The organism is Xanthomonas campestris pv. campestris str. ATCC 33913, from assembly GCF_000007145.1.
GTDB lineage: Bacteria > Pseudomonadota > Gammaproteobacteria > Xanthomonadales > Xanthomonadaceae > Xanthomonas > Xanthomonas campestris.
The window spans coordinates 3,723,683-3,745,722 of sequence record NC_003902.1; the positions used below are offsets into that span (position 1 = coordinate 3,723,683).

The window sequence follows — 22,040 nt, forward strand, 5'->3', positions numbered from 1 at the left end:
TCGCTGCAATCAAATCGAACACTTCACCCTTCTGAGTCAGAGTAAAGAATGCTTTCAGTAGCAGTCATCAGGTTGGCTGCACTGTCGTTTAATGCGATGGATACCCGCAAAATCAACGCTAGTGTAGGCATGTGTTGCCCCCGCTCGATCTTTCCCATGTGAGAGCGCTCAATGCCGGCGAGGGTTGCCAGCTCTTCTTGAGATATGTCGCGCGCAGTCCGTGCGGCACGTACAGCCTTCCCGAACGCAATCGCTGGCTCAGCTTCATAGGTGGTGGCGCCCATTGGGCGTCCTGGTTTCATTGTGCGCTTCTGCATCGGCAAAAGCGTCACGCATTAAGCTTAACTAAACCACGTTAAACTTAACTCTTTGCATGATGTTTGGTGACTTTTCCCTTACATAGTCCGGAGGGGCAGACCATGAACCAGGATTGTTGCTCGCGATTGATCAGAGTTGCCGCCGCTCCAGCAGTGCTGTCCCCAGAGTTGGCTGATCTCCTTGCGCTTCAGCGAACAGAAGAGCCTGAAACACCTGTGCTATTGCAAGAGGTCACCCAGGACGTGCTCACGACTAGCATCCTCGGAGGAACCTACGATCTAGGCATCGGTTGGCCGGTAGCCACCGATGCCCTAGCCGTCCTGCCACTGTGGCGCGACCAATTAGCCGTCGCTTTGCCCGCTCGTTCCCCACTGCTGGCAAAGCGTGCTATTTCATTACAGGTAACACTCAGTTACCCATTGATTTGTTGGCATCCGAATCCTTGTGTTGAAGGGCTTGATACGGAGGCAGAAACGGATGATCGAAGCGCTCATCTATGCCGGGTTGCAGTCACATCCTTCGATCTGCTTACGGTACTCGTTGCGGCTGGCTATGGCATCGGTATTGCGCCGAAGAGCTACATAGTCAGTGCCCGTAATCGAGGTATCGTCATGCGCCAGATCCTCGGCACTCCTCGTTGGGTTTACACCTGTCTTTTTCGATCGGCTAATGCTCTCTCACCTGCAGTTGAAAGGTTTGTCGAGCGAGCGTCACGGGTAGCGATATCCACGGAAAACAAGCGTTTCAGGTGAAAACTGGAGCGGGATTTTGATAGACCGTTTATGGCGTTGTCGTGCATCGCTGCTATCGGCAAAAAAGAGGCTACAGAGAGGGCACAGTCGGCCGCTGCCGAGCTTCTTGCTCCGGAATCTGGTGTGGAGGCTGCTGCTGCGCGCGCTCCGTTACCGACTCACTGCTTTGCAGTTTTCGCACCTTTTCGAAAGATTGCTCAACTGGCGTCTGTATCGCCTCCTGAGTCGGCATGTATGCGCGCAGGGTTGCAGGGTTGTCTGAAGCGCCCTGCAGAATGAAGATTTTTTCGCCGGGCGCTGCGGCATTGGTCTGCTTGCTCAGTGCGATTTCGTCAACGCTACTGAAGTTGTTTTGCTTGGCGAGCGCATACACACTGGCGGTAATGCGGGCGCTGTCTGCAGCTTGCACGTGACCGGAATTTTTTAGTCCTTCGATCTTCTCGCGTATCTGCTGCATCAAAGCGTGATCCGGATGACCCTGGCGAATTGGATCGTTGGCCGGGGTACGTTCTAGCTCCCGGTTCTGGGCTGGTTGCTCGCGGTAGCGCAGTTCCTCTATACGTTCCTCTGACAGCATACGGTTGCCAAGGCCCGGCTCGACCCTGCCAGGGAAACCCTCTACCGGTAAACTCATCAATTCGCCAAAGGTTCGGAAGGCGGAATTGCTATTAACGGTGTCACCAAACACCTTGAAGCCATACTTGGGATAGTTCAGATTCAGTGCGTTGAGTTCTGGCATCGCTTTAACTGCAGTGTTCCAACGCGCCAGGATCTCATCCTTATCGCCGATGACGACGGTGCGTGATTGCTGGTTATCCTCAATGAAGGTACTTCGACTCACGTCGGTGCCAACTGAGGCTGCATAGGCACCATCGAGCGCAAGGTTCCAAGCACGAAGGGAGTGCCTAGCCTCGTCAGTACCTATTGTGAGTGCTTCGCCGGTTTGTCGATCAGTGGCCAGGCCGTGTAACTCAGCTAGAGCTTTACCCTGCTCATCGCGCAAAACCCAGAAATCGTGTCCAGCTACACCAAGAACATTGAGTGATCTTGCTTCAATCGTATACTTCGGCATGCTCTGTTCAATCCATGAATGCTTTGCTATTGCTACTTGCTAGAGACGCACGAGTCTAGCAAGCTCTTGAGGTTGGTCATCGCCTGTGCCACCCCTAGGTCAATAAAGTAGGGACCGCCACCTCTCAGCGTTATATCCGCCTGGTTAGCTCCTTGCGCACGTTCGATGCGCATGCGGAAACCAGTGCGGTTCTTATCGTCAAAGGTCCCAGATTCAAGCACACCATTGATGCTGTCCTTACGCGTGATTTCTCTCCAAGAACTATCGGTTGCGGAGAGTTTGCTGATGCTGAGTTCGGCGCAGTCAAACAGACGTTGGTTCGGAAGATCACGAGGTATTGCCAAGTGATCGGAAGCTGTTGGGATCTTCCCGGTGGCTAGGAACGCGTTGCATCCACCCAGCGAGGAGATCGCCAAGCTAATGATAGTGAAAACTTTCAGCCGAGGTTTCATGTGGCTCTCCTGATAAGCGCTTAACGCATCACACTTCGACGATGCTGCGAGAGTGACGGAACACCAGTGTAAGTGGAACAGTAAGGCTTGTTGGTTTGACTACCCATTAGAGGAGCACTTGGGGCCTCGCACTTAGACATGACTTTTGAAGCCCCATTCGCCTTGCTCGGCGTTCATCCCCGCCTCAAAATTCAGACATGCATTCGGCAATCCTGTTTATGGGGACTCGCTTCTCAACGACTGGCGTCGTTGCTTCAGATACGGCCCGGCAAACCGCCTCAACCATCGCTTGCTGATTGTCCGAAGTGAGCGCCTCAATAGGCGACTTGCCATCAAGTTCCTCGCGAGGTCGCGTCAAGGCGTAGTAGATATCCCATGTATCAACGCCACGGTGCAGACGCTTGAGTACCGCCTGCACCAAGCGGCGCTTGAACATGTTGAGTTGCCACACCGGAACCCGCTGCCCCTTGTTGCCCAACTGAATTGAAAGTAGGTTGCGGGCCTGGATCTCGTAAGTAATCCACCGCCGCGATTTGCCCGCGAGCTTGGCATAGTCCGCGACGACCAGGTTGTCGGGCCCTTCAAAAATGTCCAGTACCTCCAATCGCTCTCGCTGGACCTCAGAGATCTTCGGTAGAGCGTATTCAGGCATTTGCACTGCAGAGAGCCGCTGAGTCCCGGTGCCGACAGCTGGCATCGTTTGCTCATTGGGTGCTACCAGCATGATGGGAGCGTGTTGGCCCAACGCCGGCAGCGGCGTGACTTTCTGACCGGCAATTGTGGGAACGCCCTGAAGGTGGATGGTGAGGTGCGTGCTGGCAATCTGAACCTGATTTTGCTCGAACAGATCCAGCCGATCAGCCCAGTCCTGCATCATTAGCCGACGCTGTTCAACGTACTCGGCATGGTTGTAGGTGGCGCTGATGCGATTGGGGTCAGCATGTGAGAGTTGCGCGTCGACCCAGACCTTGGGGTAACCCAGCTCATTGAGGGCGGTTGAAATCGTCGCCCTGATGCCGTGACCGGTGAGACGACCGTCATAGCCCAGCCGCTTGATCGCACGGTTGACCGTGTTTTCGCTCATGCGGGCAGTGATTCGCTTCACGCCTGGGAAAAGGTAGGTCTGCGCTGGTTTGAACAGGTCGAGCATGTGCCGCACGATCTCGATGGCTTGCACGGGCAGCGGCACGATGTAGGGCGGGATGTCAGTTACGCGTTTTCGCTTCTTCTTGGTCAGCATCTTGCGCTGCTTGAGCGACATCACCGGGATGATCCATAAACCTTGTTCCAGATCGAATTGGTCCGGCGTGGCCAAACGTAGTTCGCCTGTGCGTACACCCGTCAGCAGCAACAGGCGAATGGCCAATTGGGTCATCTGCATGCCGCGGTACTTGCGAAGTGTCTGCAGAAACAGGGGGAGCTCGGGCATACGCAGGAATGGGTTGTGCTCAACGGGCGGCAACGGAACAGCGACCACGTGTAGATCGATGGCGGGGTGCTCGACCATGCCCGGAATGACCACCATGGCGTAGTCGGCGAGTTGCTTGAGCCAGGTGCGCACCTTTTCGGCGACGGACAGTGACTCGCGTTTCTCGATCCGGCCGATCACCTCCAGTAGCACCGGACGGGTGATCTCGTAGATGGTGTAGCGTTTGAGGTAAGGGAATACATCTTTTTTGAACACGCGGCGGATCTGTTCCAGCGAACTTTGACGACCTTCTTCCAGGGTCAGTTGCCGGTGTTCCATCCACTTTTCGTAGACCGCCATGAAGGTGTTTTCGCCAGCCAACCGGATGGCTTGGCGTTTTTGCTTTCGGTCGGTGCGCGGGTTGATGCCCTTGGCGACGAGGGCACGGGCCTGGTCACGAAATTCGCGCGCGTCGCGCAGAGAGAGTTCGGGATAGCTGCCAAGCGAAATTCGGGCACGTTGTCCAACCCAGGTGTAGCGGAAGTGCCAGGCTTTGCCGCCAACAGGGGAGACGTAGAGGAACAAACCGTCGAAGTCTGCGAGGGTGTAGGGCTTGTCGGAAGCCTTTGCTTGCCGGACGACCATATCTGTGAGCATGCGTACCAACTCCTGATGCTGCGAGTTGGATGCGATGTTTGTTCTCAGGTGGCCTGCTCTTCCAGCAACAATGCGGAACGGGTGTTCACCGCATTTTGTACCGCAAAACGTACCGATTTGTACCGGTAGTCAGTGGATTTCGCTGGACGTCACTGGACTGAAGAAGAGGGGTAATTCAGAACCAGATCAGTCACTTACAACGTTCCTTGGCGCTGGGTGGACGTCAGTGGAAAGTCGAAGTGGAGCGGGCGATGGGAATCGAACCCACGTCAGTAGCTTGGGAAGCTACAGCTCTACCATTGAGCTACGCCCGCGTGGCGTGGGCAGAGTTTATGCGCCGGCAGGCCTTGGGCGCAATGCGTGGCGCACATGACAAGGGCCGGTTACCCGGCCCTTGTCGTAGACAGCCTTAGCGCTGCGGGTGCAGCGGGTACGGTTAGAAGTTGCCGCTGAAGTTCACGAACACGGTGGCGTCGCGGGCGCTGCGCTGGGCGGTGGTGGTGCTCAGGCCGATGTTGCTCTGCAGGCCCCAGATGCCGGTGCGGGCGCCCAGCACAACGGTCGCGTAGTTGCGGTCGAAGTTCTGGCCCGGGACGGTGTACATGCCCACTTCCGGCATCGACTGCAGCCAGGCGCTGGCTTCGGTGCCGTCCTTGAACTCGTGGTCGTAGGTGGCCTGCAGGTACGGCTTGACCGGCGCGCCATCCAGGCGCACCTGGAAGCCGATGCGGCCCACCAGCGAGTCGATGTCCTGGTCGGCATAGCCCAGCGCGGTGGAGCTTGCGTTGCTTTCGGTGTAGCCGTCGAGCTTGAGCTTCTGCCAGGTCAGGCCGACCACCGGGCCGTACTTGACGTTGCCTTCGCCCAGCGAATAGCCGGCATTGACCGCGGCAGTGAGGTTACTGCCGTCCGGCGAGCCACTGTGCACGCGGGTGGCTGGCCCCAGCTGGACTTCGCGGTCCACGTCGTAGCTCAGCCAGCTGTAGCTGACCTGGGCGTTGACCCAGACCGGGCCGGTGTACCAGCCGACGAAGCCGCCCAGCGTGGTGTCATCCTGCTTGAAGCTGCCGTTGCGGTTGCCGAAGTCGGCATCCATGCGGCCGAAGCCGGCAAAGCCGCCGAACACCAGGTCACCGGCGGTCCAATCCACGCCGAACAGGCCGGCCGGCGCCATGCCGTCGTACAGGTCCGCATCGTCATAACGCTGAATGTCGCCACGCACGCTCCCCCACCAACGCAGGCCATCGGCCTCGGGCTTCCCATCAAGGTGCCAAGCCACCTGGTCGGCACGTGCGCGGCCGCCGGCCTGGGCGGAGCGCGTCAGCACCTGCTGCAGGCGCGGCGCTTCCAACAGCGAGATGGCGTACTGGCCCAGGATCTGGTGGGTGGCCGTGGTGGGGTGGATGCCGTCGGCGAACACATAGGTGTTGGGCGCGTTCGCGGCGACCAGGCTGGTCGGGTTGCAGGCCGGCAGCGCGAGCGCCGGGTTGCAGGCGGTACCGGTGACGTTGCTGAAACCGTAGATGCCCGGGTCGGCAACCACTTCCTGCAGGATGTGGAAGGTATCGACCGGGATCACCCGCAGGCCGGCCGACTGCAGGCCGTTGAACAGTGCGGTGTTGTAGGCGGTGGCAGCGGCCGTGCCCTGCGCCATGGCGGCGGCACCGCCGGCGCGGAAGCGCGGGGTGATGCCCACATCCGGAATGGTCGGCACCATCACATAACGTGCGCCAGCGGCCTGCAGCGCGCCAACCGCGCCCACCTGCGCGGTCACGGCGCTGCCGATGATGGCCTGCGCCTGGGCAGGCGCGGTGGCTGCAGCGAGCAGGTCATTGGCGCCGCCCCACACGGTGTACAGCGCATTCGGGTTGGCCTGACCACCGTTGGCCACCAAATAGGTATTGACCTGGCTGGTCACCGACGGTGCTGCGCCGAGCGCGCTGACCGAACTGGCCTGGATGCGCGCGCCGCCGGCAGCGTAGTTGTCGCCGGTCTGGCCATTGCCGTTGGGCGCCGCATTGGTGCCGAAGTGGTCGCCCACGTATTCGGCCCACACCCAGCCCGGGTTGGTGGTGAACTTGCCGGTGACCGCGCGCGAGGCGGCCGGCAGCAGCGGGTTGTAGTAACCGCTGTCGGTGAGGCTGTCACCGAAGAACACGGTTTGATCGAAGGCCGAGTCGGCCATGGCCGGGCTGGCCGCCAGCGCGATGGCCACGGCCATCAGGGAACGGATCGGGCGAAGGGTTGAAGCCATGGGAATGCCTGCTCAAGGTAGAGTGGAACCGGACCGGCCTGCATACGTACGCCGGCGAATGGCACATCGTTTCACCCTCGCCGTCCACGCTCACGCTGCATTGCCGCATAACGCAAAACGCGCGCCCTGGCGGCACGCGATGCAACAATGATGACATGAACATTCAACTCAACGGCACTCCACGCACGCTTCCCGACGACGTGCTGTTGTCCGCGCTGCTGGAACTTGAAGGTCTGTCGCAGCGCCGCGTTGCGGTGGAGGTCAATGGCGAAATCGTCTCGCGCGGGTTGCACGCCACCCATGCGCTGCGCGAGGGCGACGTGGTGGAAATCGTGCATGCACTGGGCGGCGGTTGATCGCGGTGATGGCCGGCGCATCCACGCCCGATCGGTGATAATCGCCGCATGACACTTTCCGCCCCCTCCGATGCGCTGGTGATCGCCGGCAAGCCCTACCGTTCGCGCCTGCTGACCGGCACCGGCAAGTTCAAGGACCTGGACGAAACCCGCCTGGCCACCGAGGCCGCTGCCGCGCAGATCGTCACCGTGGCCATTCGCCGGGTGAACATTGGCCAGGACCCCAACGCGCCCAGCCTGCTCGATGTGCTGCCGCCGGACCGCTACACCCTGCTCCCCAATACCGCCGGCTGCTACACCGCCGAAGACGCGGTGCGCACCTGCCGGCTGGCCCGTGAGCTGCTGGATGGCCACAACCTCACCAAGCTGGAAGTGCTGGGCGACGAGCGCACGCTCTATCCGGACGTGGTGCAGACGCTCAAGGCCGCCGAACAACTGGTCGCCGACGGTTTCGAGGTCATGGTGTACACCTCCGATGACCCGATCCTGGCCAAGCGGCTGGAAGAAATCGGCTGCGTGGCGGTGATGCCGCTGGCCGCGCCGATCGGCTCGGGCCTGGGCATCCAGAACAAGTACAACCTGCTGGAAATCATCGAAAACGCCAAGGTGCCGATCATCGTCGACGCCGGCGTGGGCACCGCCTCCGATGCCGCCATTGCGATGGAACTGGGCTGCGACGGCGTGCTGATGAACACCGCCATTGCCGGTGCACGCGACCCGATCCTGATGGCCAGCGCGATGCGCAAGGCGATCGAAGCCGGCCGCGAGGCGTTCCTGGCTGGCCGGATTCCACGCAAGCGCTACGCCTCGGCATCGAGCCCGGTCGATGGCGTGATCGGATGAGCAGGCGCGCCGAGATGGCCTTGCATGCGCGGCCTGCGCCTGGCGCGGGCCACGGCGCGCGACGCCTGCTTGGCTTCCATTTTTCCTTTACTCACGCCCCTCTCCCCGCGGGACAGTGGCGTTGTTTGCCGATGGCTGATTTTCATGACTGATCCTTTCACCAGCGACGGCGCCAAGATGCCGCCCAAGCCCTTCACCATCGAAGAAGGTCGCCGCCAGGTGCGCAGCTTCGTGTTGCGCCAGGGCCGCTTTACGCCGGCGCAGCAGCGCGCGTTCGACGAGCTGTGGCCGCGCTTCGGTCTGGACTACACCGGCGCCCCGCGTGACCTGGACGCCGTGTTCGGCCGCCCCGCACCCAAGGTGCTGGAGATCGGTTTCGGCAATGGTGCGGCCTTGCGCTTCGCAGCCCAGCACGACCCTGCGCGCGACTACATCGGCATCGAGGTGCATGCCCCCGGTGTCGGGCGGCTGCTCAATGCGCTGGACGATGACGGCGCCACGCATGTGCGCCTGTATCACCACGATGCAGTGGAAGTGCTCGAGCGCGAGATCGCCGACGGCGCGCTGGATGAAGTGCGCATCTATTTCCCGGACCCGTGGCACAAGAAGCGCCACAACAAGCGCCGCCTGGTGCAGCCGGCGTTCGCGCAGTTGCTGGTGCGCAAGCTGCGCGATGGCGGCCGCTTGCACGCGGCCACCGACTGGGCCGACTACGCCGAACAGATGTGGGACGTGCTCGACGCCACAGAAGGCCTGGTGAATCGCGCCGGCCCACGCGGCCACGTCGCACGCCCCGCCTGGCGCCCACAAACCCATTTCGAGACCCGTGGCCAGAAGCTGGGCCATGGCGTGTGGGATTTGCTGTATGACCGGGAATCGGGAATGGAGAATCGGGAATCGCCAGGGCAGGCGCCAGCGGCGCCCGGATAACCTGCACGCGTCAGCGCCATCCGTTCTTGCCATTCCCCATTCCCGACTCCCCATTCCCGGCACCTCATGGACACCGCGCTAACGCTGACCAACGACATGAAGCTCGTCCTCGGGCTGGTCGGCTTTACGATGGCGATGTTCCTGTTCGAGCGCATCCGCGCCGACGTGGTGGCGTTGATCGTGTTGGTGGTGTTGGGCGTCACCGGGCTGGTGGCGCCGGAGGAACTGTTTGGCGGCTTCTCCGGTAACGCGGTGATGAGCATCATCGCCACCACCATCCTGGGTGCGGGGCTGGAGCGCACCGGCGCCTTGAACCGCCTGGCCACCTGGTTGCTGCGGCGTTCGCACGGCAGCGAGCAGAGGCTGATGATGATGACGCTGGGGATCTCCGGCCTGAATTCGTCTTTCATGCAGAACCCCTCGGTGATGGCGCTCTACCTGCCGGTCGCCTCGCGGCTGGCCGCACGCACCGGGCTCACCTTGCAACGCATGCTGTTGCCGATCGCCGCGGCGATCGTGATGGGCGGTGCGCTCACCATGGTGGGCAATTCGCCGCTGATCCTGCTCAACGATTTGTTGGTGTCGGCCAACAACAATCTGCCCTCGGGCATGGCCAGCATCGAGCCGTTGACCATGTTTGCGCCGCTGCCGATCGGCCTGGCGCTGCTGGTTGCCGCCTTGCTGTATTTCCGGTTTTACGGCGACCGCAAGTTGATCGAGGAAGAGCGCCTGATCAATGAGGGCGTCACGCCTTCGCGCACCGAGAGCTATTTCGCCAAGACCTACGGCATCGACGGCGATGTGTTCGAGCTCACCGTCACCGCCGAAAGCCCACTGGTGGGCATGACCCTGGGCGAGGCCGAAGCCATTCACGATGCGCCGCTGCTGTTGGCGCTGAAGACCGGCAACGACACCCGCCTGGCCCCGCCGGCCGACATGCGCATCTGGGTCGGCAGCGTGCTGGGTGCGATGGGCAAGCGCCAGGACGTGACCGACTTTGCGCAGAACCATTTCCTGCGCATGTCCTCGCGCCTGCGCAACCTGGGCGATCTGTTCAACCCAAGCCTGGCCGGCATTTCCGAGGCGGTGATTCCGCCCAACTCGCGCCTGATCGGCAAGAACGCCGCCGAGCTGCGGCTGCGCAAGCAAAGCGGCATCAGCCTGCTGGCGATCAACCGCGACAAGCAGGTGATTCGCGAGGACGTGCGCAACGTGGCACTGCGCGCCGGCGACATGCTGGTGTTTCACAGCATCTGGCAGGACCTGGCGCAGGCCGCGGAAAGCCGCGACTTCGTGCCGGTCACCGACTTCCCGAAGGGCGAACAGCGCCCGCACAAGTTCAAGATCGCGATGGCGATCTTCGCCTTCACCATCCTGATTGCGCTGACCTCCAAGTTGCCGGTGGCACTGACCTTGATGACCGGCGTGGCCTGCATGCTGGTGACCGGCGTGCTGCGCATGGACGAGGCCTACGCCTCGATCAACTGGAAGACCATCTTCATGATGGCCGGGCTGATTCCGCTCGGCTGGGCGATGGACAGCAGCGGCACCGCGGCGTGGGTGGCCGGCCACACCATCGACCGCCTGCCGGAAGGCATGCCGGTGTGGGCGCTGGAGATCAGCCTGGCCTTGTTGACGACCGCTTTTTCACTGGTGATCAGCCATGTCGGCGCGACCATCGTGATGGTGCCGATCGCGGTCAACCTGGCGCTCGCGGCCAACGGCAACCCCACGGCGTTCGCCTTGATCGTAGCGTTGTCGGCATCCAACAACCTGATGACCGCCTCCAACCCGGTGATCTCGATGGTGACCGGCCCGGCCAACTACCAGCCGCGCGAGCTGTGGCGCGTGGGCGCACCGCTGTCACTGATCTACATCGTGGTGATGGTGACGATGATCAACCTGATGTTCTGGTGGGCGGCGCGCTGAGCGCGTTGTGGCGGTAGAGGGGGAGCGTCGCGCCTCTGCGCTGAGTGATGGCGCGCCGTCGTGCCGACTTTACGAATACGTGCGGTGCGCTGCGGTCGATGCATGCAATCCATTGCAGTGGCGCTGCGATCAATGGGCACTCTTTGCAGTGAGCATCTGACCGGCGGCGGCATCGCAACACGCGGATAGGCGTGACTGGCACTGGCAGTGCGTGGCGGATGCCGGTGCACTGCGCGCACTACCTCCAGCAGTCTTGCAGTCCAACAGTCTTGAAACGTGCGGTCTGCAGCATAGCGACGACTGCCCTCGCGATGCCGCATGAAGCCCATCTACGCCCACGCCAGCTCACCCCAGCAGCACCTGCTCGCCATCGATGCGCACCGGCACCGCCACCAGCGATTGACCGCGACACGGCCCGCTGACGCATTCGCCGGCATCCAGCTCGAACGCCGCGCCGTGCGCGGCGCACACCAGCTGGCCTTCCTTGGTCTTGAGAAACTGGCCGGGCGCCCAATCCAGCCGGCGGCCAGCGTGCGGGCACACGTTCAACCAGGCGCGGACCTGTGCACCGTCGCGGTACAACACCACCGATTCCGGCCCGCCATCCCACAGTGCTTCGACTTCTAGAAATCCGGCATCGGGAATCTGCGCCAACGGAATCGGCGCGGTGGGCGGTAGTGACGACATGGGATCGATCGCTGCGAACAGACCTGATTGTGCCATGCCGCTCCCTGGGGACTGCGCCCAGGCGCATTGCGCCATTTCAAGGCGGCGGCGTCCGCGTCACTGCGGCTCCGCGCGGCTTCGGCCATCGCGCATTCCTAACAACCAACGCGCCTGGCTATCAGACAGACCGCAAGGCAACTTCCCCACTACACGCTGCAACTTCCGCAACCAACTGCAACTAGCCGATCACAGCTAAGCCATCGCAGTTAGCAGACACAACCGCGTGCAGGCCCAACAACAACACGCGAAGCGCGTGGTTCCCAACACAACCAATGTGATGGGCTTAACAGAACGGCACTCGATTTAACGAACTTTTCACTCAATGACATGAAACCGCAACGATACTGCCCCCTCGTTTCCTCCGGCAGCCCACCGCCATGCCCGCACGCATCTTCCAATTCGGCAACCTCCACCACCTGTTTGCGCCGCGCAAGCCGCGTCACCCGTTGGTGCGCGTTGCCGCTGGCCTCGCCGGCCTGGCTATCCTGGCCGTGCTGATCTTCTTCAGCGTGTTCGTGGGCGCTGCAATGATCCTTGGTGGCGTGGCCTGGAAATTGTTGAGCAAGTCCAACCGCCGCGCGCCGCAGCACGCCCGCGTGGTGGAGGCCGAGTACCACGTAGTGCGCAAGCCGGCCCTTCCGCTCTCGCACTGAGCCGCACGCTGCAGCGCGCCTGAGGCGAGCGTTGTTTTCGCCTGCACCGCCAAGCAGCTAGACTCACGCGTCCTGTCTTTGAGGATGCGTGCATGACCCACGATGTGATTCCCGCTGCCGATGTCCCGCGCATTCCGGTGGTGGGTGGCGGCAGTTTTCCGGTGCACCGCATCTACTGCGTCGGCCGCAACTTTGCAGATCACGCCCGAGAAATGGGTGCCACCGCGCCGGCGTCCAAGGCCGAACGTGGCCAGCCCACGTTCTTCATGAAACCGGCCGACGCCATCGTGGTGGGTCATGGCGACCACATCCCCTACCCGCCCGGCACCAAGGAGCTGCACCACGAGGTGGAGCTGGTGGTGGCCTTGGGCAGCGATGCACCCGCCGGTGAACTGCCTGTGGACCAGGCCGAGGCCCTGATCTATGGCTACGGCGTGGGCCTGGACCTGACCCGTCGTGATCTGCAGGCCGCGGCCAAGGCCAAAGGCCTGCCCTGGGACATCGCCAAGGGCTTCGATCATTCCGCACCGATCAGCGAGCTGGTGCATGCCGGCGAAGTGGGTGCACTGGATGCATTGAACCTGTCGCTGGAAGTCAACGGCGAAGTGCGCCAGCAATCGTTGCTGGACCAGATGATCTGGAACGTGCCGGAGATCCTGCATGAGCTGTCCAAGCTCTATGCATTGCGCGCGGGCGATCTGATCTTCATGGGCACGCCGGCCGGCGTCGGCCCGTTGTTGCCGGGCGATCACTTCAGTGCGCGCCTGGAAAACGTGGCCGAACGCCACGGCATCATCGCGGACTGACATCGGCCGGGCTACGATCGCTGCAGCGGCAGTGGGTCCGCGTCCCCCATCTGGAGTGCACTATGGGAATGGTCAGCGAATTCAAGCAATTCGCGATGCGTGGCAATGTCATCGACCTGGCGGTCGGTGTGGTCATCGGCGCGGCGTTCGGCAAGATCGTCACCGCGCTGGTGGAAAAGATCATCATGCCGCCGATCGGCTGGGCCATCGGCAACGTGGATTTTTCGCGGCTGGCGTGGGTGCTCAAACCGGCGGGCGTGGATGCCACCGGCAAGGAAATTCCTGCCGTGGTGATCGGCTACGGTGACTTCATCAACACCGTCGTGCAGTTCGTGATCATTGCCTTTGCGATCTTCCTGGTGGTCAAACTGATCAACCGCCTCAGCCAGCGCAAGCCGGATGCTCCCAAGGGCCCGAGCGAAGAAGTGCTGCTGCTGCGCGAGATCCGCGACTCGCTCAAGAACGACACGCTCAAGAATCCGACCGTGCCGTAAACAAGCGGCCACATCCTTGCGCGCACTTCGCACACGAGGATGACTTTTCGCACGCAGACGGGGGACCTCGCGCTGATAAGCTCGGAGTCCCCCTTGTCGTTGGAGCCGTCCTGCATGCGTCGCCTCGCTGTCGCCATCTCCGCCCTGCTTGCCACCTCCGCAGCGCTTGCCGCGCCCACCAGCATTCCCGATAGCGCGTTGCGCACCGCCGCGCAGTTGCGCGAGCAGGCGCTGGCCGACAGCACCGGCTTTGCAGTGGTGGAATCGTTGACCACCGAAGTGGGCCCGCGCATTGCCGGCGGTGAAGCGGATCCACGCGCGGTGGCCTGGGCCAAGGCGAAGTTCAAGTCCTTGGGCTTTGACAAGGTCTGGACCGAGCCGGTCACTTTCCCCAAGTGGGAGCGCCGCAGCGAGCAGGCCGCCGTCATCGGCGCACATGCGCAGCCCTTGCATATCACTGCGCTGGGCGGCAGCCCGGGCGGCACCGTGGAAGGCGAGATCGTGCGCTTCGAGAATCTGGCTGCACTGCAGGCGGCGCCGGCGGGTTCCCTGGCCGGCAAGATTGCCTTTGTCGACTACCAGATGGTCAAGGCGCGCGACGGCAAGGACTACGGCAACGGCGGCGCAGTGCGCAGCAAGGGCCCTTCCGAAGCAATCCGCAAAGGCGCCATCGGCTTTGTGATGCGCTCGGCCGGCACCGACTCGCATCGCGTACCGCACACCGGCATCACCCGTTTCGATGAAGGCCTGACCCCGGTACCCGCAGCGGCATTGTCAGTGCCCGATGCCAACCAGTTGGCACGCCTGGCAGCCCTGGGTAGCACCCGCGTGCGGCTGGCGCTGGATTGCGGCTGGGATGGCACGGCCACTTCGTACAACGTGATCGGTGAGATCACCGGGCGTAGCAAGCCGAAGGAAGTGGTGGTGATCGGCGGGCATCTGGATTCGTGGGACCTGGGCACCGGCGCCATTGACGACGGCGCGGGCGTGGCGATCACCATGGCCGCCGGCCATCTGATCGGCCAGCTCAAGCAGGCGCCCAAGCGCACGATTCGCGTGGTGGCCTTCGCCAACGAAGAGCAGGGCCTGTACGGCGGCAAGGCGTATGCGGCTGCGCATGGCAAGGACGCCAAGGACATGGCGCTGCATCAGATTGGCGCTGAAAGCGACTTCGGTGCCGGGCGCATCTACGCCTTCAACACCGGTTCGGCGGCGCCGGAACAATCGCGCGCGGCCACCTAGCAGATTGCCGAAGTGCTGAAGCCGCTGGGCATCGCGTATGAGCCCAGCAAGGGCGGCCCTGGCCCGGATGTGGGGCCGATCTCTGCCAAGGGCGGTGCCTGGGCGTGGCTGGCGCAGGACGGCACCGACTACTTCGATCTGCACCACACCGCAGACGACACGCTGGACAAGATCGATCCGAAGGCGCTCGCGCAGAACGTGGCCGCCTACACCGTGTTCGCGTATCTGGCCGCCGAAGCCGATGGCGATTTCGGCAGCCGCGCAAAGTCTGTGCAGCCGCCGAACGAGTAAGCTGAGGCGCACTGCCAGCGGTGCGCTTCAACTCCAGGACGAGCACACACGATGGCGGCCAAGCGGCAACGCACTGCGACCACGGCAGCAACCCTGCTGGATGTCGCCAAACACGCAGGCGTCTCGCCGATGACGGCCTCGCGCGTCATCAACCGCCACCCGCATGTGGGCGAAGACATGCGGGTGCGGGTGGAGGCCTCCGTGCAGGCCTTGGGCTACCGGCCGAATCTGGCCGGCCGCTCGCTGCGCACCAGTGGATTGCTGCGCATCGGCGTGCTGTACAGCAACCCGAGTGCGGCGTACCTCAATCAATTCATGCTCGGCCTGCTCGAACAGAGCAGTCTCAATGGCAGCCAGGTGCTGGTGGAGAAATGCGGCGCCATCCGCAGCCAGCGCGCTGCCACCGAACGCCTGCTCGCCGCCGGCGTGGATGGCGTGATCCTGCCGCCACCGTTGTGCGATTCACGCCAGACCATTGCCGAACTCGATGCACGCGGCATCCCGGTGGTGGCGGTGGCCAGTGGCGCACCGATGGCGCAGATCAGCTCGGTGCGCATCGACGACTACCAGGCCGCGCGCGCGCTCGTCGATCATCTGATCGCGCTTGGCCATCGCCGCATCGCCTTGATCAAGGGCGACCCCAAACACACACCCAGCGCGCTGCGTGCCAGTGGCTACGCCGACAGCCTGCAAGCGGCGGGGCTGGAGATCGATGAGGCGCTGATCGCCGAGGGGTTGTTCACCTATCACTCGGGCCTGCTCGCCGCGCGCGTATTGCTCGCAGAACCCGCACCGCCCACGGCGATCTTCTGCAGCAACGACGACATGGCAGCAGCCACCGTAGCGGTGGCGCACGGGCTGGGCCTACGCGTGCCCGAGGATGTGTCGGTGGCGGGCTTCGACGACACGCCGGTGGCGACCACCATCTGGCCCGAACTCACCACCGTGCATCAGCCAGTCACCGCCATGGGCCGCGCAGCGGTCTCACTGCTGGCCGAAGCCATTCGCGAACGACGCAAGGGCGCACCAGTGCAAGGCGTGCATCAGGTGATGAAGTACACGCTGGTGAAACGCGGTTCGACGGCGGCGCCGGTGGTGTGATGTGGTGATGGTTGCAAACGTATGGCTGCACGTGCAACGCACAAAAAAAAACCGCATCGCTTCCCGCCGATGCGGCCAAATGGGAGGGTGCCCGGGCTTGCGACCGGGCGAACTGCAGCCACCGGCCTATGCCAGTGATGGGAAGCACAGCAATCCGGCTCAGACGATCAGAGCGAAGTTCGCAATTTCGTACTGACACACGACGCCCATGCAGGCAAAGCGCGAAAACAGCTGCATGACACGATGTGTAGGGCTGCGGGGCTCACTGATGGCGGCCGTCGTGTTCACGACCGCCATCACCGCAGACTGCGTTGCGATCAACTCATTGCACTGAGAAGAGCAAGACGGCTACTTGTTCGGCCGGGCGATCACCAAAGCCGATGGCGCGCTCGCACCTGCCGCGTTGTTGGCCGTCACCACGTACACGGCACCATTGACGACCGCGCGGTCTACATAGGCGGTTGAGATGACGTTGCTGCTCACCGTCGTCAATGCGCCCGTGGTGCCGGCGCGGCGCTGCACCGTGTAGCTAGCTGCGCCGCTCACGGCTGACCAGCTCAGCTTGACAGTGCTATCTCCCACCGTAGCGGTGAGCCCACGGGTTGCAGCCGGTACCTGGCGCGGTGGCAGTGCAACAGATGCGGCGCTGGCGGTCGCGATGTCCGGATAGGCGTTGTTGACCAGCGCAACGAACTGGTTGTGGAACCAGGCGCCGGAAATCGGCGCGCCCGGCATCGCACCACTGAGCACGCCGTCGGCCGTGGTGTAGGTGGGGTCGCACATCCGGTCGAAGCCCTTGCCTTCATTATTCGGAATCAGCGTGCTGGAACCATCCGACTCACCCGGTGGCTTGACCCATGCGTAGGCATCCAGATGCGCACCGGGCGCTGCAGCGGGCGGCATACCGATCCCTGCGTTGCTCTGATTGCACCAATTGCCACGATGGAGCCGGCGATCGATGCGCCCGGAATTCACATAGGTCGTGATGTCGCTGCCGACTGCCGCAGTCGGACGATTCGGCCCGCCCCAGCCATTGCGCCCGGTATCGATGATGAAGCCGATCGTGCCCGGCCAGCCCGCACCGACGAATCCGCTATACAGCGCCTGGGTGAAATCGGTCTCGTCGAAATACGGATTCCATTCGTAGTACTTGGCCGATTTAATCGGCTGGCCATTCACGCTCAACTCGGGGTTGGGCAAATTGGGCTCGTTCAACGGCGTGGTATTGGCGGTGTTGGTCACAAAGCCATCGACGCTGGACAGGCCCGCGGCAGTGCCCTGCACCACGCGCGTGTACAGCGCAATGGTCGGGCCGCGATTGCTATCCCAACCCAGCCAGCCGGAATGGCCGATATCCAGATAATTGTAGGTATTGGGAATTGCGTGCAGCTTGTCGATCGCATACTTGATGCCGGCCTCGTAGATGCCGGTGGAATTGGCCAACGCGCAGCGCATGTCGTTCAAGTTGGTGACAAGGTTGGGCAGGCTATCCGGCTCGATGACATTGACGATGCGGATGTCCTTGTACTTCGGATCGGCAAAGATGCCGGCAATCACGTCGATGTAGTCTTTCTTGTAGCGCTCCAGCGCTGCGGGAGTGAGCGGCAGTTCACCATTGGATGCCAATGCATGGCAGTCGCGCCCGGGCAGATCGTAAATGACGAAGCTGGCGGTGATGGGTGTGTTGGCTTTCTTTTGCGCCAGCGCCGCGTCCAGATGCGCGCGCAAACCGAGGCGCCCGGCGTTCTTTGAGCCGCCGGCAATCGCATCGATGCGATCGAGCCAGACCGCCGTGGGAGTATTTTTGACCACACCCATTTTCGCCTTGAGCGGCACACTTTCACTTTCGCAATCGATGCATCCACCTTCTTTGCGTAATCCGGATTCACATAGCCGGTTGCGCCTACGAAGGGATTATCGACATGCGATTGCGCGGACACCGCCGCGATCAGCAAAGGGTTTGCAACCAGCAATGACAACGCCAGTGTGCGCTTGATGTTGCGACGGATGCCTTGATTGGAACGCATGGTATTCACCTTTTTCCGTGGTTGGTTCTCAGGGATTGCGGATGTTCTTTCAGCACGACCGTGGTGGTATTGGCCTACTCCCATTCCTGTAAAGGCACCCATCGAAGACTCCTTGGAAGGCGATCGGACACGCTCCGCCAGCGCACATCCGCAACGGCGTACGAGGGCAAGACATCAGCAACGCGTACGCAAGGAGGCAGGGCCAGATGGCCTTGATCCAGACGAAAACGCATAACGCTCAGCGTGTATCAGGGGCAGGGTACCGGGCCGATAAGCGCGTTCCGGCACTTGCGTGATGAGTGGATGATCTCCAGGGAGCGAGTGAGCGAGCAGCATTGACTGCTGTGCTTGCGAGCGGCGTGACCAAGCTCGCCATGCGCAAACTACGCCGCAGCTGTGAGCGGCGCAATCGCCAAAGATTGCGTTCGGACACAGATCCGAATACCCGCTACACCCATCGGTGCAGTCCAGGCATTACGACACAAATGGATGTGCCAGCACGCACAAAAAACGGCCACATCGCTTCCCGACGATGCGGCCGAATGGGAGGGTGCCCGACGTTTCCGTCAGGCGTACTGCAGCGCCGCATGAAAACGGCGACGGGAAGAACGCGCAATGATCGCGTGGAGAGTCTCGCTAGAAGAACATGCAGCACGACGCGGATGCGCGCCATGCCGCATGGGGTGCAGCCGGATCAGAAACGCAAACGCAGGCCCGCGTAATAACGACGCTCGAAGATGTTCTGGTCGTAATAGTGGTTGGTCCACTGCGCGTAACGCCGCTCGCTCTCGCCGGTGAGGTTGGTGGCCTGTGCGTACAGCGTCAGGTGGTCGTTGACGTCGTAGCTGAAGGAGGCATCCAGATAACCGACGTCGTCGTTCCAGATCGCCAGCTCATCGCCCCACGCACCGCTATTGACCTGGCTGAAACGCTTGCTGCGCCAGTTGTAGGCCACGCGCGCCTGCAACTTGTCCTTTTGATACCACAGCACCGCATTGGCCTGGTGCTTGGAGTTGTCGCCGATCGGCAGCGTGTTGCCTTCGATATCGGTGTTGTCGGTATCGGCATCGGAGAAGGTGTAGTTGATGTTGGTGCCGAAACCGCTCAGCCAGCCGGGCAGGAAATCGAAGGCCTGTTGATAGCCGATTTCGAAACCCTTGATCTTGCCGCCACCGCCATTGACGATGCTCTCCACCGGGCCGCCAAGCCGCACCACACCGTCGGCATCGGGCTGCGGCTCGATGTTGGTCACCGTGGTGGGGAACGACTTCACGTCGATCAGGAACGCGCCCACGCTGACCAACGACGCATCGGAGAAATACCATTCCCACGACGCGTTGTAGTTGGTGGCGCGGTACGGATCCAGATCCGGGTTGCCGGAACGGCCATTGAGGAACAGCACCGCATCGGGGGGCAGCGCAGGGTTACGCGGTGGCGTGCCATTGACCGCATAGAAGCTCACCAGACCGCGGCCGAGATCGGGTAGATCCTGACGTGCCACCGCCTTGTTGTAGGCGAAACGCAGTTTCTGCGCGTCGGTGATGTCCAGCGACAGGTTGGCGGTGGGCAGCACGTCGGTGTATTGGCGATTCAAACGGTTGGTACCAATCGCCGGGCTGACACCGTTCCATTCGACATTGCCGATAAACACGTTGCCGCTGCTCAGATACTGATCGATCGCCAGCTTGGTCTGCACGATGCGTGCGCCGATATTGGCCGTCCACGGCACCGCACTGCCGGTGCCGCCTTCCAGATTCGCCAGGAAATACGCCGCCGTGCTTTTTTCGGTGACCTTGTACGAATCGGCAGCCTGCTGGTAGGCCACGTTGCCCGGATACAGGCTGTTGATATACCCCACCGGGTCCTTCATGACCTGCGGATTGATCGCCGGCAACCCCTGGCTGCCCAGGCCGGTAACCTTGAGCGGATCGAAGTCGTTGAAGTACGCCCAGTAGCCGGGGATGGAATTAAACGGCAGCAGGCGCGCTTCGGACACGCCGCTGCAGGTGTCGGAGATCAGCGGGTCCTTGAAGTAGTACAGCGAGCGGTTGGGGTCTGCGCATGTGGTCGACACCGGCGACAGGTAGCGATAGGTGTCCAGCTTGACCTCGCGCTCGCCGTAGCGGATGCCGAACTGGAAGCCGCGTACCACACCTTCGTCGAACTCGAAGGTGCCATCGGCACGGAATGCATCCATCGTCGCTTCGATCTTGTTGCCCTGCGCCCAGGTCGACATCAGCTGCCAGTTGTCCGGGTTGGACACATCGGTGCCGAGGTTGACCGCCGGGTAGGTGCCGCGGAAATCCACCGAGGCATCCACGGTTGGCAAGCCATTGGCGTTTGCCCATTGCGTCACGCCGCCAGCGCGGGTGATCTGATCGCCGCGAGTCACCACCGCATCGGCACGCGCTTCGTCGTAGGTGCGCTGTGCATCGCCATGCACCCAGCGGAACGATGCACGGAACGGGCCGCCGTCATCGAAGCGCAGCTCCAGGTTGGTGTTGAGCGAATCCGAATCGGCCACGCCGGCCATCGAATGTGCCTGGAAGCGGTTGTAGCGGAACTGGCCGTATTCGAGCACGCCGTTGGAATCGACCACCGATCCCGGCTGCAGCTGATTGGTGGCCCAGCCGGTATGCAGCTGCGCGGCCACCGAGGTGTCCTGGTCTTCGAGCTTGGTATAGGCCGCGTCGGCCAGCACCGTCCACGAGTCGTTGATGTTGAACTGAAACGAGCCGTTGACGCCGGTGCGTTGGCGGTCGGTGCTGCGGTTATCCAGTTCGGTGGCGACCCAGTTATAGAAATAATCACGCGGCAGGTTGGACGGATCGGTATTGCTGCCGATGCGGCCATCGCCGTTGAAGTCGAAGCCCACGTTCTGCTCGGTGGATTTTTGCGCGCCGTTGGAATACACGCTGGGGTGCTTGTTTTCCAGGGTGGCATCGGAATACGACACCGCCAGCAGGGCGCCCCAACGTTCGGTGCGGAAGCTGGCCAGGCCCGAGTACAACTCGTTGAGTTCTTCCACGCGGTCGCCGTAGGAACCTTCGGCCTGACCGCTGAAGGTCCAGCCTTCGGGCAGATCGAACGGGCGACGCGTCTTCAGCGAGACCGTGCCGCTGATGCCGCCATCCAGATCGGCGGCAGTGGGCGACTTGATTACGTCCACGCCGCTGAATAGTGTCGGCGGGATGTCGACGAAATCCGGCTGTGCGCGGCCGATGTTCGGTTGGCCGAATTGATCGCCACCACCTGCGCTCAGATACAGCTCGCCATTCATCGTGGTCTGCACCTGCGGCATGCCGCGGATGTTGAGCTGTGAGCCCTCGCCGGCGGAGCGCCGGATCTGTACGCCGGGTACACGCTGCAGCGAATCGGTGATGGTGACGTCGGGCAGCTTGCCGATGTCTTCAGCCGAAATTGAATCGATGATTTGCGCGGCAGTGCGCTTGTTCTCGATGGCTTCGGCCTGCGCGCCACGCACACCCTTGACCATGACCTTGTCCAACTCGGTGACACCTGCGCCGGCACTGGCGTCCTGCGCTTGCGCGCCACCAGCCAGCAAGGTCAGTGCGGCCGCGAGCGCGGCGGCCAGCGGTGTATGACGTGTATTCGACAGCAACTTGTTCATGGTCCCCTCCCAGGGATGACAACACTCCACGACCATTTCGAATGGTGCCGCCGGGGGGCGGCACGGTGTGTCTGACGCGTTCAACGCGCCAGTGCGAG

16 protein-coding genes, 1 tRNA gene and 2 pseudogenes are annotated in these 22,040 nt (G+C 62.3%); 10 read left to right on the plus strand and 9 right to left on the minus strand.

What is annotated here, in order from left to right:
* Positions 1-23 precede the first annotated feature (23 nt).
* Positions 24-317: a helix-turn-helix domain-containing protein gene (locus XCC_RS16305; RefSeq protein WP_011038251.1), complete on the minus strand. Its 294-nt coding sequence runs from the start codon at positions 315-317 to the stop codon at positions 24-26.
* Between the two features lie 102 nt (positions 318-419).
* On the opposite strand from XCC_RS16305, the gene XCC_RS16310 reads away from it, so the two are divergent.
* Positions 420-1,070 carry a LysR substrate-binding domain-containing protein gene (locus XCC_RS16310; protein ID WP_011038252.1) on the plus strand — a complete coding sequence of 217 codons (651 nt, stop codon included), beginning with the start codon at positions 420-422 and terminating at the stop codon, positions 1,068-1,070.
* A gap of 70 nt (positions 1,071-1,140) precedes the next feature.
* Here the strand turns inward: XCC_RS16310 and XCC_RS16315 are convergent, their stop codons facing one another.
* From XCC_RS16315 to XCC_RS16335, 5 genes are all read right to left on the minus strand, one after another.
* Entirely contained in the window at positions 1,141-2,142 is a 1,002-nt protein-coding gene (locus XCC_RS16315; RefSeq protein ID WP_011038253.1) for an XVIPCD domain-containing protein, read from the minus strand.
* A 32-nt stretch (positions 2,143-2,174) separates the two neighbouring features.
* The gene (locus XCC_RS16320; RefSeq protein WP_019237332.1) at positions 2,175-2,594 is read right to left on the minus strand and encodes a hypothetical protein; all 420 of its coding nucleotides are present in this window, start codon (positions 2,592-2,594) and stop codon (positions 2,175-2,177) included.
* A 184-nt stretch (positions 2,595-2,778) separates the two neighbouring features.
* Positions 2,779-4,659, minus strand: a complete 1,881-nt coding sequence (locus tag XCC_RS16325; protein ID WP_019237331.1) for a tyrosine-type recombinase/integrase — start codon at positions 4,657-4,659, stop codon at positions 2,779-2,781.
* A 240-nt stretch (positions 4,660-4,899) separates the two neighbouring features.
* Positions 4,900-4,973 (minus strand) — tRNA-Gly (locus XCC_RS16330).
* Between the two features lie 122 nt (positions 4,974-5,095).
* Entirely contained in the window at positions 5,096-6,880 is a 1,785-nt protein-coding gene (locus tag XCC_RS16335; RefSeq protein ID WP_011038255.1) for an autotransporter outer membrane beta-barrel domain-containing protein, read from the minus strand.
* A gap of 188 nt (positions 6,881-7,068) precedes the next feature.
* Here XCC_RS16335 and thiS point away from each other — a divergent pair, with 188 nt between their 5' ends.
* From thiS to XCC_RS16355, 4 genes are all read left to right on the plus strand, one after another.
* Entirely contained in the window at positions 7,069-7,269 is a 201-nt protein-coding gene (thiS, locus tag XCC_RS16340) for a sulfur carrier protein ThiS (protein ID WP_011038256.1), read from the plus strand.
* A 48-nt stretch (positions 7,270-7,317) separates the two neighbouring features.
* The gene (locus tag XCC_RS16345; protein WP_011038257.1) at positions 7,318-8,112 is read left to right on the plus strand and encodes a thiazole synthase; all 795 of its coding nucleotides are present in this window, start codon (positions 7,318-7,320) and stop codon (positions 8,110-8,112) included.
* Between the two features lie 144 nt (positions 8,113-8,256).
* A complete protein-coding gene (gene trmB / locus XCC_RS16350; protein ID WP_011038258.1) occupies positions 8,257-9,042 on the plus strand; it encodes a tRNA (guanosine(46)-N7)-methyltransferase TrmB in 786 nt (261 codons plus the stop codon).
* Positions 9,043-9,108: 66 nt separating this feature from the next.
* Positions 9,109-10,971 (plus strand): SLC13 family permease, encoded by a 1,863-nt coding sequence (locus XCC_RS16355; RefSeq protein WP_011038259.1) that lies wholly within the window; start codon positions 9,109-9,111, stop codon positions 10,969-10,971.
* Between the two features lie 345 nt (positions 10,972-11,316).
* On the opposite strand, the gene XCC_RS16360 is transcribed toward XCC_RS16355, so the two are convergent.
* On the minus strand, positions 11,317-11,658 hold the full coding sequence (locus tag XCC_RS16360) for a Rieske (2Fe-2S) protein (protein WP_011038260.1): 342 nt from the start codon (positions 11,656-11,658) through the stop codon (positions 11,317-11,319).
* 416 nt (positions 11,659-12,074) lie between these two features.
* Here XCC_RS16360 and XCC_RS16365 point away from each other — a divergent pair, with 416 nt between their 5' ends.
* From XCC_RS16365 to XCC_RS16390, 5 genes and pseudogenes are all read left to right on the plus strand, one after another.
* Complete coding sequence (locus XCC_RS16365) at positions 12,075-12,350, plus strand: hypothetical protein (RefSeq protein ID WP_011038261.1); 276 nt, start codon at positions 12,075-12,077, stop codon at positions 12,348-12,350.
* Positions 12,351-12,442: 92 nt separating this feature from the next.
* Positions 12,443-13,156 (plus strand): fumarylacetoacetate hydrolase family protein, encoded by a 714-nt coding sequence (locus XCC_RS16370; RefSeq protein ID WP_011038262.1) that lies wholly within the window; start codon positions 12,443-12,445, stop codon positions 13,154-13,156.
* Between the two features lie 62 nt (positions 13,157-13,218).
* Positions 13,219-13,650 carry a large-conductance mechanosensitive channel protein MscL gene (gene mscL / locus XCC_RS16375; protein ID WP_011038263.1) on the plus strand — a complete coding sequence of 144 codons (432 nt, stop codon included), beginning with the start codon at positions 13,219-13,221 and terminating at the stop codon, positions 13,648-13,650.
* Between the two features lie 114 nt (positions 13,651-13,764).
* Positions 13,765-15,183 (plus strand): annotated as a pseudogene (locus XCC_RS16380) (M20/M25/M40 family metallo-hydrolase).
* Between the two features lie 51 nt (positions 15,184-15,234).
* Positions 15,235-16,284 (plus strand): LacI family DNA-binding transcriptional regulator, encoded by a 1,050-nt coding sequence (locus tag XCC_RS16390; RefSeq protein WP_011038266.1) that lies wholly within the window; start codon positions 15,235-15,237, stop codon positions 16,282-16,284.
* Positions 16,285-16,632: 348 nt separating this feature from the next.
* Here XCC_RS16390 and XCC_RS16395 read toward each other — a convergent pair.
* Positions 16,633-18,257 (minus strand): annotated as a pseudogene (locus XCC_RS16395) (glycoside hydrolase family 6 protein).
* A gap of 748 nt (positions 18,258-19,005) precedes the next feature.
* Positions 19,006-21,942 (minus strand): TonB-dependent receptor, encoded by a 2,937-nt coding sequence (locus tag XCC_RS16400; protein ID WP_011038268.1) that lies wholly within the window; start codon positions 21,940-21,942, stop codon positions 19,006-19,008.
* Positions 21,943-22,040: the final 98 nt, after the last annotated feature.